Annotated in this window: 13 protein-coding genes; all 13 read right to left on the bottom strand. The window is 72.3% G+C overall.

The window, feature by feature from the left end; all coding sequences use genetic code 11:
* Window positions 1-5: 5 nt before the first annotated feature.
* Window positions 6-647 (bottom strand): phosphorylase family protein, encoded by a 642-nt coding sequence (locus tag GA0115242_RS29900; protein WP_093833970.1) that lies wholly within the window; start codon window positions 645-647, stop codon window positions 6-8.
* Window positions 647-2,653 (bottom strand): squalene--hopene cyclase, encoded by a 2,007-nt coding sequence (shc, locus tag GA0115242_RS29895; RefSeq protein WP_093833968.1) that lies wholly within the window; start codon window positions 2,651-2,653, stop codon window positions 647-649. The genes GA0115242_RS29900 and shc overlap by 1 nt, the downstream gene beginning before the upstream one ends.
* A 118-nt stretch (window positions 2,654-2,771) precedes the next feature.
* A complete protein-coding gene (locus GA0115242_RS29890; protein ID WP_161353362.1) occupies window positions 2,772-3,836 on the bottom strand; it encodes a polyprenyl synthetase family protein in 1,065 nt (354 codons plus the stop codon).
* Between the two features lie 68 nt (window positions 3,837-3,904).
* Window positions 3,905-5,332: a hydroxysqualene dehydroxylase HpnE gene (gene hpnE / locus GA0115242_RS29885; RefSeq protein WP_093833964.1), complete on the bottom strand. Its 1,428-nt coding sequence runs from the start codon at window positions 5,330-5,332 to the stop codon at window positions 3,905-3,907.
* Window positions 5,333-5,468: 136 nt separating this feature from the next.
* The gene (gene hpnD / locus GA0115242_RS29880; RefSeq protein ID WP_093833962.1) at window positions 5,469-6,422 is read right to left on the bottom strand and encodes a presqualene diphosphate synthase HpnD; all 954 of its coding nucleotides are present in this window, start codon (window positions 6,420-6,422) and stop codon (window positions 5,469-5,471) included.
* Window positions 6,419-7,321 (bottom strand): squalene synthase HpnC, encoded by a 903-nt coding sequence (gene hpnC, locus GA0115242_RS29875; RefSeq protein ID WP_093833960.1) that lies wholly within the window; start codon window positions 7,319-7,321, stop codon window positions 6,419-6,421. Before hpnC ends, hpnD begins: the two co-directional genes overlap by 4 nt.
* A 371-nt stretch (window positions 7,322-7,692) precedes the next feature.
* The gene (locus GA0115242_RS29870) at window positions 7,693-8,493 is read right to left on the bottom strand and encodes an ABC transporter ATP-binding protein (RefSeq protein WP_176729937.1); all 801 of its coding nucleotides are present in this window, start codon (window positions 8,491-8,493) and stop codon (window positions 7,693-7,695) included.
* Complete coding sequence (locus tag GA0115242_RS29865) at window positions 8,486-9,415, bottom strand: ABC transporter permease (protein WP_093833958.1); 930 nt, start codon at window positions 9,413-9,415, stop codon at window positions 8,486-8,488. Before GA0115242_RS29865 ends, GA0115242_RS29870 begins: the two co-directional genes overlap by 8 nt.
* A 99-nt stretch (window positions 9,416-9,514) precedes the next feature.
* Window positions 9,515-10,360, bottom strand: coding sequence for a glycosyltransferase family 2 protein (locus tag GA0115242_RS29860; protein ID WP_202555951.1), 846 nt, complete (start codon window positions 10,358-10,360; stop codon window positions 9,515-9,517).
* 32 nt (window positions 10,361-10,392) lie between these two features.
* The gene (locus GA0115242_RS29855; RefSeq protein WP_093834020.1) at window positions 10,393-11,172 is read right to left on the bottom strand and encodes a CDP-alcohol phosphatidyltransferase family protein; all 780 of its coding nucleotides are present in this window, start codon (window positions 11,170-11,172) and stop codon (window positions 10,393-10,395) included.
* Window positions 11,150-12,211: an iron-containing alcohol dehydrogenase family protein gene (locus tag GA0115242_RS29850; RefSeq protein ID WP_093833954.1), complete on the bottom strand. Its 1,062-nt coding sequence runs from the start codon at window positions 12,209-12,211 to the stop codon at window positions 11,150-11,152. The genes GA0115242_RS29855 and GA0115242_RS29850 overlap by 23 nt, the downstream gene beginning before the upstream one ends.
* A complete protein-coding gene (locus GA0115242_RS29845) occupies window positions 12,199-12,951 on the bottom strand; it encodes a phosphocholine cytidylyltransferase family protein (RefSeq protein ID WP_093833952.1) in 753 nt (250 codons plus the stop codon). The genes GA0115242_RS29850 and GA0115242_RS29845 overlap by 13 nt, the downstream gene beginning before the upstream one ends.
* A partial coding sequence (locus tag GA0115242_RS29840; protein WP_237549383.1) for a DUF5941 domain-containing protein occupies window positions 12,948-13,331 on the bottom strand: 384 nt, incomplete at its 5' end. The genes GA0115242_RS29845 and GA0115242_RS29840, both read right to left, overlap by 4 nt.

Genomic DNA, 13,331 nt, shown 5'->3' with positions numbered 1-13,331 from the left:
CTGGCTCACCTCCGGGGGAGCAACAAGGATCGGTGCCATTCGAAGAATGCGGGAAGGACGGAACGAAGGACGCGGAAGGCTGATATTCCACCGCGCACCGTGCCGATTCGGACCAGTTCATGTTCTGGAGCGTCCACGACCACCCGGACGGCCGCAACAGGGCGCGGTCCCGTACGGACGGCGCTCAGGAGCGTCGCGGCGGATTCCATGTCCACCGCGATCGCGCCGGTGGCGAGCAGGTCCGACCGTTCGGGCCCGCGCACCACGTGGTCGGAGCCGGTGAGCGGCCCGGTGTGGACGGTGCGTCCCGGCAGGGTCCGCACGAGTTCCTTGACGAGCAGTTCGGTGCCGACGCACGGGACGGTCCCGCGCGGGTCCCTGGTCTCCTCGGCGACGACCAGGTCGCCGGGGTGCATGCCGGGGGCGAGCCCCGCGCAGAACCCGGTGGCCAGCACGGCGGCGTCGGCGAGGTGCGGGTCGGCGAGGACCCGGGTCACCGAGCGGTCGGCCGCCTTGGGCCCCATGCCGGTGCGCAGCACGGTGACCGGCCCGCCGGCGCCGCCGCGCTCACCGGCGCGCAGGGCGAGGTGCTCGATGCCGAGCGCGCAGGCGATCAGCAGCGGGGCCGGGGCGGGCTGCGGGCTCATCAACCCCCCTCGACCTCGGGGAAGGGCTTCTTCGCGAAGGGTTCCCCGTGGAGGTAGCGGCCGAGGGCGGTGAGCGGGAACACCTGCCGGTAGAGGTGGTAGTTGATGGAGAAGTCCCAGGGGAAGCCGGTGCCGGTGAAGTGGGGCTCGTCCCAGGAGCCGTCCTCCCGCTGGGTGGCGGCCAGCCACTCGACGCCCCGCTCGACGGCCCTGGAGTCCCGCTCACCGGCCGCGAGGAGCGCCATCAGCGCCCACCCGGTCTGCGAGGCGGTCGAGGCGCCCCGGCCGCTCCAGCGGGCCGCGTCCTGGTAGGAGCGCAGGTCCTCGCCCCAGCCGCCGTCCTCGTTCTGGACGGTCTGCAGCCAGCCGACGGCGCGGCGGATCGCGGGGTGCGAGCCGGGGAACCCGGCGGCGGTCAGCGCGGGGACGACGGACCCGGTGCCGTAGATGTAGTTGACGCCCCAGCGGCCGAACCACGAGCCGTCCGGCTCCTGCTGCCCGAGCAGCCAGTCGATGCCGCGCCGGGTGCGCGGGTCGTGGGCCAGTCCCTCGACGGCGAGCATCTCTACGACGTGCGCGGTGACGTCGGCCGACGGCGGGTCGATGACCTCCCCGAAGTCGCAGAACGGCAGCCGGTCGGGGAAGGGGCTGGTGTTGTCCACGTCGAAGGCGCCCCAACCGCCGTTCCTGGACTGCATGCCGAGGTTCCAGCGGACCGCGCGCCCGATGGCCCGGTCCACCCGCTCCGGGTCGCGGTGGCGTACCCGGCGCAGCGCGAGGGCGACCTCCGCGGTGTCGTCGATGTCGGGGTAGTTGTCGTTGTGGAACTCGAACGCCCAGCCGCCCGGCGGGAGTTGAGGTCTGCGGACGGCCCAGTCACCGGGTCTGACGATCTCCTCCCCGAGCATCCAGTCGGCGGCGCGCACCAGTTGGGGGTGGTCGGCCGGGACTCCCGCGTCGACGAGCGCGATCGCGGCGAGGCAGGTGTCCCACACCGGGGACTGGCAGGCCTCGATCATCCGGGCCCCGTCCTGCCGCCACACGGCGTACCGGTCGAGCGATTCGAGCCCGGCCCGCATGACGGGGTGCTGGAGGTCGTAGCCCATCAGGTGCAGGGCGATGACCGAGTACACGGCAGGCGGCTGGATGCCGCCCCAGCAGCCGTCGTTCTCCTGCCGCTCGACGATCCACCGGGTGGCGTACTTCAGCGCGGCCGTGCGCAGCCCGCGCACCGCGACCGTCCGGTAGCCGCGCACCACCTTGTCGAGGCGCTGGAAGAGACCGTCCCAAGTGGTGGGCGGCGCGAGGGGCTTGGGCGGGTTGGGGCGGTCCTTGTCCGTGTGCAGCTCGTCGAGGGGGAACGGCGCGGGACGCACCGGGCGCTTCGCCGAGACGACGGTCAGCGGGACGATGGTCTGCCGGGCCCAGCAGCCGAAGTTGTAGATGTTGAGCGGGAACCACTTGGGGAAGTAGAGGAGTTCGGGCGGGAGTTCGGGCAGGTCCTCCCACTTCCACCAGCCGAACAGGGCGAGCCAGATGCGGGTGAAGACACGGGCCTCGGCGATGCCGCCGCGGGCCCGGATCCAGGCCGAGGCGCGGGCCATGTGCGGCGCGTCCGGCCGGTCACCGGCCAGCCGCAGCGCGACGTACGCCTCGATGGTGGTGGAGAGTTCGCCCGGTCCGCCGAAGAAGGTGGCCCAGGTGCCGTCCGGGCGCTGTTCGCCGCGGACGTGGAGGGCGGAGGCGCGGAGGGTGGCCTCGTCCAGGATGCCGAGGAACTGCCGCAGCAGCAGGTCCTCGGCGTCCATGGTGACGTTGGTCTCCAGGTCGCCCTTCCACCAGCCCTGCGGGTCCTGCTGGGCGAGCAGGAAGTCGGTGGCGCGCCGGACGGCGTCTACGGCGGTGTGGTGCACCCCGGCCGTCTCGGGGGTGGTGCCTGCGGTGTCGCTGGCCGCGGCTGCTCGGGGAGGCATGGCCCCGGTGCTTCCGTCGGTCGTCGCTGTCATGGCTTCCCCTTCGTGCAGTCGTGTAAGTCACCTGCTGCTGTGGGTCCGCCGTCGGCCGGTGCTGGGTGTCCCGGGACACCGGCCGGCGACTACGCGAGGATTATTCGGCCGATAGTGATCATCTCTTTCGTACGACGACGAAGTCGGCGAGCGCCGTGAACTGCGCCCGAACCCGGTCGGGCATGTCGACGGCGTCGAGGGCCTCGATGGCGATGGTGTGCTGACGGCGCGCTTCCTCCGCCGTCCACTCCCGGCCGCCCGCCTCCTCGATGAGGGCGGCGCGGGCCGCGAACTCCTCCTCGGAGAAGTTCGCGAAGTCACTGCTCTTGGCGTCGGCGGCGAGGATCTCGCCGAGCCGCTCGGAGGCTTCCCCGCCCGCGGCGAGCGCGGCCACGACCGGCAGGGACTTCTTGCGCTGGCGCAGGTCGCTCCAGGTCTGCTTGCCGGTGGAGCCGGGGTCGCCCCAGATGCCGAGGAGGTCGTCGACGGCCTGGAAGGCGAGGCCGAGGTGGTAGCCGTACCTCTCCAGGGTGTCGGCGGTGCGGTCGTCGGCGCCGCCGAGCACCGCGCCGATGGAGGAGGCGCAGGCCAGCAGGGCGCCGGTCTTGTTGCCCTCCATCTCCAGGCACTCCTCGACGCTGACGCGGTCGCGGTGCTCGTAGGAGATGTCCTGGGCCTGGCCGTCGATCAGGGCGCGGGTGGCGGCGGTCAGCCGCCGGGTGGCGCGGCCCGCCTCGACGGTGCCGAGTTCGAGGAGGACCTCGTTGCCGAGGGCGAACAGGGCGTCGCCGACCAGGATCGCCTGGGCGGGCCCGTGCACCTTCCAGACGGTGTCGCGGTGGCGCCGCTGCTCGTCGCCGTCCATCAGGTCGTCGTGCAGGAGCGAGAAGTTGTGGACGAGTTCCACGGCGACCGCGCCGGGCACACCGGCCTCGGGGGCGGCACCGGTGACCTCGGCGGAGAGCACCGCGAGGGCGGGACGCACGGCCTTGCCGCCGTCACCGTCGGCGGGGTTGCCGTCGGCGTCGATCCAGCCGAAGTGGTAGGCGGCGACGGTGTCCATGGGAGGGGCCAGGCGGTCGACGGCCGCCTTCAGTACCGGCGTGGCCAGGGTCCGGCCGCGTTCCAGGAGCGCGGTCACGTCCACCGCGGTCTCTGGGTCGGCGGTCGAGGCCGGGGGCACAGTGGGCACAGTCTCTCCTCTTGTTGCGGTACCGGGGGTGCGGGGGCCTGCCGCGCGCTGGTCGCGCGTCACGCCGCCTCCTCCACGTCGAAGAGACGTCGGGGGCGGGGCCGGCCCAGGGCGCTCAGCGCGGCGTCGGCCGCGTTGACGCCGCTGCGGACCGCACTCTCCATGGTCGCGGGCCACCCGGTGGCGGTCCACGCTCCGGCCAGGTAGAGGCCGGGTGCCTTGGTGCGGGCGCCGGGCCGCAGCCGTCCGACGCCGGGGGCGGGAGCGAACGTCGCGGTGCGCTCCCGGGTCACGAAGAAGTCCCGCACCTCGGCGCCGCGGGCACCGGGGAGCAGGCGTTCCAGTTCGGGCAGGTAGCGCTCGCGCAGGGTGGCGACGGGCGCGTCGATCTCGTCCTGGACCGCGGACTGGGAGACGGCGAGGTACTGGCCGTCGGTGAGTCCGGAGGCGGCGGTGCGGTCGAAGACCCACTGCACCGGGGTGCCGAGGGCCGCGAAGAAGGGCCGGGTGAGGACCGTGCGGTCGTAGACGACGTGCACGTTGAGGATCGGCGCGGTGCCGATCTCCAGGAGCCGGTCGGGGTCGTCGAGGGCGCCGGGCGGCAGCAGTTCGTGCGCCTCGCGCTGCGGCACCGCGAGCACGACGGTGTCCGCGCGCAGGCTCTCGCCGGGCACCTCGACGCTCCAGCGCCCGTCCGGGCCGGCGCTCACCGCGCTGACCCGGGTGCGGGTCTCGGTGCGCACGCCCGCCGCGTCGAGGGCCTCGCGGGCCAGCCGGTCGTGCAGGTCGCCCAGCGGGACCGTGGCCCAGCCGATGTCGGCGGCGCCGGGCTCGGAGAGCAGGCCGGTCTTGAACACCATGGCGGCGAGGCCGAGCGAGCAGTCGGCGGCGACGGCGTTGAGGGTGGCCACGCCGACCAGGTCCCACAGGGCCTCGACGGTCCGCGCCGACTGGCCGTGCGCGCTCAGCCAGCTCGCGAAGTCCTGGGTGTCCAGGGCCGGATCGGCCAGGTCGAGCCCTTTGAGGGCGAGCGCCGCCCGGCCGACCCTGGCCCGCTCGGCGAGCGAGAGGTGCGGGTAGGCGGCGAGGCTGCGGCCCAGGTGCAGCGGGACCGGCAGGGGGTCGCGGCGCAGCCTGCCGAGCCGTCGTCCCTCGGGGCGGTCGAGGTCGAGGACGGGCACGTCGAGACGATCCTGCAGGGGCGCGAGCGCCGTCCCGCCGACCCGGTCGAGGAACCAGCGGTAGGCGGTGCAGCAGCGCATGTAGACGTGCTGTCCGTTGTCCACGGTCAGCTCGCCGCGCCGGAAGGAGAACGCCAGACCGCCGAGGCGGGGGCGCCCCTCCACGAGGGTGACGCGCACACCGGCGTCGGCGAGGGCGAGGGCGGCGGTGACCCCGGCGAGGCCGCCGCCGATGACGACGGCGTCCCTGCCGCGGCTGTCGGAGGGAACGGCGCCCGGTCCGTCTGCCGCCTTGCCGTCGCTCATCGTGTGTCCTCCCCCGCCCGGCCGCGGCACGGGAACGCGTCGCCGGGGCCCGCCGTCGCCGTCAGGGACGCGGCGCGCGGGCGGGAGGTTGCCCGCCGTCGCGCGCCGGGGCGGACGTCGTCGTGCGCACGGCCCATCAGGCACGCCTCCTGACGGCCCGCCGGGTCACGTGCCGGGTGTCGAGACCGGAGAGACCGCGGACGGCGACGTACGCCTTCTCGCGTCCGGGCAGCGAGACCCGGCCGCGCAGCACGGCCTCCGGGTCGCGTTCGATCCGGTCAAGGAGCCGCCGGTAGATCCCGGCCATGGCGGCGACGCACGCGCCGCTGCGCCGGTCGAGCATCGGCAGCAGCCGGTACCCCTCGGCGAAGAGGGCGCGGGCCCTGCGCACCTCGAAGTGGACGAGGCCCGCAAAGTCGGAGCCCTCCGGCGGGACGGGCCCGGCGAACCCGGCCGAGCAGCCGAACTTGGCGAGGTCGTCGGCGGGCAGGTAGGTGCGGCCGCCCTCGGCGTCCTCGCGGACGTCGCGCAGGATGTTGGTGAGCTGGAGCGCGAGGCCGAGGGTGTCGGCGTACTCCGGCGCGCGCTCGGCTCCCCCGGCGCCCGGCTCGGTGCCGAAGACGCCGAGCGAGAGCCGCCCGATGGCACCGGCCACGCACCGGCAGTAGACCTTCAGGTCGTCCCAGGTCTCGTAGCTGTCGCCGCGCACGTCCTTCAGGACGCCGTCGATCAGCTCGTCCAGGCCGCCCAGCGGCACCGGGAAGACGTCGGCGGTGTGGGCGAGCGCGACGGCGACCGGGTCGGTGTCGTCCTCGGCGACCTCGCCCGCGCGCACCCGGGTGAGCAGCGCCCTGGTGTCCTCCAGGCGCTCCGTCTTCACCGGGTCGGGCAGCGCGCCGTCGCCGATGTCGTCGACGCGCCGGGAGAACGCGTACAGCGCGGACATCGCGCGCCGCTTCGCGGTGGGCAGCAGCCGGATGCCGTACGCGAAGTTGCGGGCCTGCTGTCCGGTGACGGCCTCGCAGTAACGGTAGGCGGCGAGCACCGGCGCGGACGCGGCCTCGTGTTCCGACTCCACGGTCCGGATCACCCCTCTCCTCGCAGAGTCACGCCCACCTCGCGCAGCAGCTGGAACCTGCCGGGCTTGGGTGGGCCGGGAAGTACGTCGTATTCGGCGGCGGCGATCGCGCGGACCGCCGCCCTTCCCCCCGCCACGAACCCCGCCAGCAGCAGCTTCAGCCTGCCGTGGACGCTACCCACCAGCGGGGCGCCTTCATTCAGGAGGCCGACGGCGCGTTCCGTCTCGAAGGCGACCAGCGCGCGCACCGACGCGCCGGCGTGATCGGCGGCGAGATCGCTCTCGCGCACGTGGAAGCGCTTCATGTCCTCGGCGGGGAGGTAGACACGGTCACGGCCGAGGTCCTCGGCGACGTCCTGCACGTGTTCGACGATCTGCAGTGCGGTGCAGATCGCGTCCGACAGACGGATCCGCTCGGGGGTCGAGGTGCCGGTCACGGCGAGCACGAGACGGCCGACGGGGTTCGCGGACAGCTCGCAGTAGGCGAGCAGGTCGTCGTAGGTCTCGTAGCGGGTGACCAGCTGGTCCTGGCGGTTCGCGGCGATCAGGCCGCGGAAGGGCTCGGGGGTGAGCGCGCGGTGCCTGACGGTCGGCTGGAGGCGGCGCAGCAGGGGGTGGTGCGGGGTGGAGTCGAAGACCCGGTCCAGGTCGGCCTCGAAGGCGTCGAGCATCAGGAGCCGGTCGTCGGCGTCCCGGGGGGCGACGCCGAGGAGGCGGGCGTCGGCGCCGCCGGGGGCGAGGTCGCCGTCGCCGATGTCGTCCACCAGGCGGGCGAAGCCGTAGACGGCCATGAGGTCGTCGCGCCAGGCCCGGGGCAGGAAGAAGGGGGCCACCGGGAAGTTCTCGGCGGCGGCCTTGTCGAGGGTGTCGCGCTCCGGGTCGGCCGGGCGGGACGTGCGGGTTCCGGTCATCGCCGGCCGCCCGCGGCGGGGACGGCACGTGCTGCGCGAAGCCGGGGAGTTTCCGTAGCCATTGCCGTCACATCTCCCGTTCTACACTGCGGACCCAATACACACTATTTCGGACACGCCGCCCGACCGTGCGCGCGGCCTGCTCGATCGAGGGTGTCGCGCGTTATCGCCCCGATTGCCGCGATTCAGCACCGGACCAGCTTACGTTGTACAACGCAACGAGGATCGCCGGGGTGTCCCGCAGATCACAACAACACACCGATTGGCCTCAAGATTCCTGCGCCGGGGCCGAGTTGACGCTTCCTTTGCAGACACCGGGCCCCGCCGGAGAGGTCCGGCGGGGCCCGCGTCGCCTGCGGTCGTGCGGGGCGCTACTTGCCCGTGAACTTCTCGTACTCCTTGAGGACCTCGTCGGTGGGTCCGTCCATCCGCAGTTCGCCGCGTTCCAGCCACAGCACCCGGTCGCAGGTGTCCCGGATCGACTTGTTGTTGTGGCTGACGAGGAAGACCGTACCGGCCTCCTTGCGCAGCTCCCTGATCCGCTGCTCGGAGCGCTTCTGGAACTTGCGGTCGCCGGTGGCCAGCGCCTCGTCGATCATGAGGACGTCGTGGTCCTTGGCGGCGGCGATGGAGAACCGCAGCCGGGCCGCCATGCCGGAGGAGTAGGTGCGCATCGGCAGGGTGATGAAGTCGCCCTTCTCGTTGATGCCCGAGAAGTCGACGATGCCCTGGTAGCGCGCCATGATCTGCTCACGGGACATGCCCATGGCGAGACCGCCCAATATGACGTTCCGCTCGCCCGTCAGGTCGTTCATCAGGGCCGCGTTGACGCCGAGCAGGGAGGGCTGGCCGTCGGTGTAGACCTTGCCGCGCTCGGCGGGCAGCAGCCCGGCGATGGCGCGCAGCAGGGTCGACTTGCCGGAGCCGTTCGAGCCGATCAGGCCGATCGCCTCGCCCCGGTAGGCGACGAAGGAGACGCCCCGCACGGCGTGCACCTTGCGCACCCCGCGGGCGGTGTCGTCCGAGCCGCGCCTGATGATGCGGCTGAGGGCGGCGGTGGCGCTGCCCTTGCCCGTCTTGGCGCCGTTGACGCGGTAGACGATGTGCAGTTCGTCGGCGATGACCGTCGGGATCGGGGCGCCCGCCCGCTCGGTCTCCTGGTGCTCAGCCACGGCCGTACCTCTCCTCCGCCTTCCAGAAGTACACGAACCCGCCCGCGGCGAGCAGCAGGGCCCAGCCCCCGGCGAGCGCCCAGACATGGTCGGGGAGGTTGTCGGCCGAGTAGCCCTCGATCAGCGCGAAGCGCATCAGGTCCATGTAGATCGAGGCCGGGTTCACCTGGAGGATGTCCGCCACCCACCCCGGCTTGTCCTCCAGCATGATCGGGATGGAGAACATCACGCCGGACGCGTACATCCACGTCCGCATCACGAAGGGCATGAGCTGCGCGAGGTCGGGGGTCTTCGCGCCGGCCCGCGCCATGATCAGGGCGAGGCCGGTGTTGAAGAGGAACTGGAGCGCGAGGACCGGCACGATCAGCAGCCAGGACAGGTCCGGGATGCTGCCGAAGCCGATGGCCACGGCGAAGAGCACGATCATCGAGAACAGCAGCTGCTGGAGCTGCTGGAGCGAGAAGGAGATCGGCAGCGAGGCGCGCGGGAAGTGCAGGGCGCGCACCAGGCCGAGGTTGCCGGAGATCGCGCGCACGCCCGCCATCACGGAGGACTGGGTGAACGTGAACACGAACACGCCGGTGACCAGGAACGGGATGTACACGTCCCGGGACATGCCCCGGTCGGCCTTGAGGATCAGGCCGAAGATGAAGAAGTAGACGGCCGCGTTGAGCAGCGGGGTCGCCACCTGCCAGAGCTGGCCGAGCTTCGCCTGGCTGTACTGGGCGGTCAGCTTCGCCCGCGAGAAGGCGAGGATGAAGTGGCGCCGGTCCCAGAGCTGGCGGACGTACTCGACGAGCGAGGGCCGGGCGCCGCTCACGGACAGCCCGTACCGGTCGGCCAGCTGGGCCGACGTGAGGCCGTCGTCGGGCGACACGGGCGTGCCGAGGGCGACCGTGCCGTCGTGCGTTGTCTCACTCACCAGGGGAAACACTTTCGTCTTCGGAATGCGCAACGGGTGCGGACATGACATGGGGTCCGGACCCGGGACCGGGGCCGGACCCCCACAGGGACGAGCTTGTCAGATCACAGGGGGTCGGCCCAGCCGGGTCAGCCGCCACACCGTACGCCACTTCATGGGCCTGCGGGGTCCACAGGGGGTGGTCCAGCCTTCCCTGAACCCGCCGAACCACGCCCTGAGGGCGGGACGCGAAGGCCTGCGCAGCAGCGTGAGCAGCATCCAGACCCCGAGGTAGACCGGGACCAGGGGCGCGGGGAGGTTGCGCCGGGCCAGCCAGACCCGGTTGCGGGCCACCATGCGGTGGTAGACCGCGTGCCGGGAGGGGGCCGTCGTCGGGTGGTACAGCACCATGTCGGAGCGGTAGTCGATCATCCAGCCCGCGTCGAGCGCGCGCCAGGCCAGGTCGGTCTCCTCGTGGGCGTAGAAGAACGCGTCGGGCAGGCCGCCGACCTCGGCGAGGACCTGGGTGCGGACGGCGTTGGCGCCGCCGAGGAAGGTGGTGACCCGGGAGGAGCGCATCGGGTCGGCGGCGCGCAGCCTGGGCACGTGGCGGCGCTGGGTGACCCCGGTCTCGGGGTCGGCGATGCGGAAGCTGATGATGCCGAGCCGGGGGTCGGCCTCGAAGGCGCTGCGGCACAGCTCGGCGGTGTCGTGCTGGGCGAGCAGCCCGTCGTCGTCGAGGAAGAGGATGATGTCGACGTCCCGGCCGCTGGGTCCGAAGGCCTCGATGCCGACGTTGCGGCCGCCGGGGATGCCGAGGTTCTCGGGCAGTTCGACGGTGCGGACGCCGTCGGGGACGTCCGGGACGGGCGAGCCGTTGCCGACGACGACGGTGCTGACCGGGTCGCCGTCCTGCTTGGCGACGGAGTCGAGCAGGGCGCGCAGTTCGTCGGGGCGGTTGCCCATGGTGATGACGACCGCGCCGACCTTCGGGGCGGTCACCGCAGCCTGCTCGACGCCAGGATCGACACCAGGTGCAGCAGGGTCTGGAGCAGCGCGATGCCGGCCAGGACGGCGACGCCGAGCCGGGAGAAAAAGAGGTCGCCGCGGATCTGGTCGACGACGGCCAGCACCAGGATCAGCAGGGACGCCTCGATGCCGAGGATCAGGCGGTGGAACTTGAAGGCGGCGGCGGCCCGGCGGGCCAGGGCCATGCCGGAGGAGCGCATCTCGGCGGCGGCCTCCTTGACCGGCGGCAGACCGCCCTGGTGGCGGGCGACGCCGACCAGGTCGGTCTCGGCCTTGATCAGGATGGCGCCGAGGGCGGCCAGGGTGCCGAGAAAGGCCCAGAGCCAGGAGATGCGCCCGGTGCCCCAGAGGTCGGCGGCGCGCAGTCCGAAGCCGACCAGGACGGCCGCGTCGGTGAGGTAGGCGCCGACGCGGTCGAGGTAGACGCCGCCGAGCGAGAACTGCTGCTTCCAGCGGGCGACCTCACCGTCGACGCAGTCGAGCAGCAGGTACATCTGGACGCAGAAGACGCCGAGGACGGCGCCGGTGATCCCCGGCACCAGCAGTGCCGGGGCGGCGAGCACGCCGAAGACGGTCATCAGGTAGGTGAGCTGATTGGGCGTGACCCTGGTGTTCACCAGGTAACGGTCGACGCGCAGGGACACCTCTCGCATGTAGAGGCGCCCCATCCAGTGCTCACCGCTGCGCCGGTCCTTCACCCCCGCGGGGTGGACGACCGGGCGGAGTTCAGCTACCGATGGCCTTGACATAGTCGGCGTAGGTGTCCTTGATCTGGTCGGTCTTGAGGTCGAGGTGTTCGAGGATGGTGTAGCGGCCGGGGCGGGTCTCGGGGGCGAACTCGACGGCGCGCACGAACTCCGCGACCGTGAAGCCGATCTCCTCCGGGAGCACCGGCAGTCCGTGCCGGCGCAGCACCCGGGCCATGTCGGCGGCCTGTTCGCGGGCTCCGCGCAGGTACATCGCGAAGGCCGCGCCGAGGCCGCACTGCTCGCCGTGGCTGGCGGCGCGCTTGGGGTAGAGCAGGTCGAAGGCGTGGTTGATCTCGTGGCAGGAGCCGGAGGCGGGGCGGGAGTCGCCGGAGATGGACATGGCGACGCCGGTGAGGACCAAGGCCTCGGCGAGGACCTGGAGGAAGTCGTTGTCGGCGATGCCGCCGGGGTGGCGGAAGACCGCCTCGCCCGCCTGCCTGGCCATGGCGGCGGCCAGTCCGTCGATCTTCTCGCCCTTGACCCGGTTGGCCAGCTCCCAGTCCGCGATGGCGTTGATGTTGGAGATGGCGTCGCCGATCCCGGCGCGCACGAACCGCACCGGGGCCTCGCGGATGACGTCGAGGTCGACCACGACGGCGATCGGGTTGGGCACGCCGTAGGAGCCGCGTCCCGCGTCGTTGTCGAGGGTGGCGACGGGTGAGCAGAGGCCGTCGTGGGCGAGGTTGGTCGGCACGGCGACCAGCGGCAGGCCGACGCGCGCCGCGGCGAACTTGGCGCAGTCGATGATCTTGCCGCCGCCGAGGCCCACCACGGCGTCGTAGTGCCCGGCCTTTATGTCACCGGCCAGCCGGACGGCGTCGTCGAGGGTGCCGCCGCCGACCTCGTACCAGGTGGCGCCGGGCAGCGAGGGTTCGAGGCGGGCCCGCAGCCGGGCGCCGGAGCCGCCGCTGACGGCGACCGCGAGGCGTCCTGAGTGCGAGATGCGTTCGTCGGCGAGGACGCAGGCCAGGTCGTCGAGGGCACCCGGGCGGATGTCGACGACGAGCGGCGAGGGGATCAGCCGGGTCAGTACAGGCATGCGATCTCCCGTCCGCGGGCGAGATCGTCGTGGTTGTCGATCTCCACCCACTTGACGTCGCCGATGGGCGCGACGTCGATGCGGAAGCCGCGGTCCACCAGCTCCTGGTAGCCGTGCTCGTAGAACTGCTGGGGGTCGGCCTCCCAGACCGTCTTCAGGGCGTGGACCAGCTCGGGGGCGGCGTCGCCCTCGATCAGGGTGACGCCGATGTACTCGCCGGTGGCCTCGGCGGGGTCCATCAGCTTGGTGATCTTCGTCATGCCCTTGACAGGGTCGACGACGACCTTCATCTCCTCGTCGGCCAGGTCCTTGACGGTGTCCAGGGCGAGGATGATCCGCCGCCCCTCGCCGCGGGCCGCGAGCAGCGTGCGCTCGACGGAGACCGGGTGCACGGTGTCGCCGTTGGCGAGGATCACGCCGTCCTTGAGGGCGTCACGGCCGCACCAGAGGGAGTAGGCGTTGTTCCACTCCTCGGCCTTGTCGTTGTCGATCAGGGTGAGCGTGAGGCCGTACTTCGCCTCCAGCTCCTCCTTGCGCGCGTAGACGGCCTCCTTGCGGTAGCCGACGATGACGGCGACCTCGGTCAGCCCGATCTCGGCGAAGTTGCCGAGGGTCAGGTCGAGCACCGTGATCGAGTCCTCTATCCCCGCGGGCCCCACCGGCACCAGCGCCTTGGGCAGGCTGTCGGTGTAGGGGCGCAGACGCCGTCCGGCGCCGGCCGCGAGCACGAGGCCGATCATGCGGTTTCTCCTTCGTCGTGTACGGCGGGTGCGCCGTCCCGGTGGGAGGCGACCCAGAAGCTGACGCTCTCGACGAGCACCAGCAGGGCCACGGCCACGGCCACCACCGTGAGCGCGACCGTGAACTGTGCGGCGGTGAGCACGGCGGCGAGGACGACGACGAGCAGGGTGCGGCCCTCGTGCCCCCCGACGGCGCGCACCAGCCAGGCCGGTGGCGCTCCGGCGTCACCGCGGATGCGGTAGACCGTGTCGTAGTGATGGTAGGCGACGGCGGCCACCAGCCCGAAAGCCGCAGGAAGGGCTCCGTTCACGTCCGCGCTGGCCGCGAGGGCCAGGACGGTGACGTACTCGGCGGCCCGGAAGAAGGGGGGCACCAGCCA

It is taken from the genome of Streptomyces sp. SolWspMP-5a-2, from assembly GCF_900091845.1.
In the GTDB taxonomy this organism is placed as follows: domain Bacteria; phylum Actinomycetota; class Actinomycetes; order Streptomycetales; family Streptomycetaceae; genus Streptomyces; species Streptomyces doudnae.
This window is presented reverse-complemented; position numbering and strand designations above follow the sequence as displayed.

Coding starts and splice junctions, on each gene's coding strand:
- GA0115242_RS29900 (WP_093833970.1), bottom strand. CDS start 647: ATGAGCCCGCAGCCCGCCCCGGCCCCGCTGCTGATCGCCTGCGCGCTC.
- shc (WP_093833968.1), bottom strand. CDS start 2,653: ATGACAGCGACGACCGACGGAAGCACCGGGGCCATGCCTCCCCGAGCA.
- hpnE (WP_093833964.1), bottom strand. CDS start 5,332: ATGAGCGACGGCAAGGCGGCAGACGGACCGGGCGCCGTTCCCTCCGAC.
- hpnC (WP_093833960.1), bottom strand. CDS start 7,321: ATGACCGGAACCCGCACGTCCCGCCCGGCCGACCCGGAGCGCGACACC.
- GA0115242_RS29860 (WP_202555951.1), bottom strand. CDS start 10,360: ATGGGCAACCGCCCCGACGAACTGCGCGCCCTGCTCGACTCCGTCGCC.
- GA0115242_RS29855 (WP_093834020.1), bottom strand. CDS start 11,172: ATGTCAAGGCCATCGGTAGCTGAACTCCGCCCGGTCGTCCACCCCGCG.
- GA0115242_RS29850 (WP_093833954.1), bottom strand. CDS start 12,211: ATGCCTGTACTGACCCGGCTGATCCCCTCGCCGCTCGTCGTCGACATC.
- GA0115242_RS29845 (WP_093833952.1), bottom strand. CDS start 12,951: ATGATCGGCCTCGTGCTCGCGGCCGGCGCCGGACGGCGTCTGCGCCCC.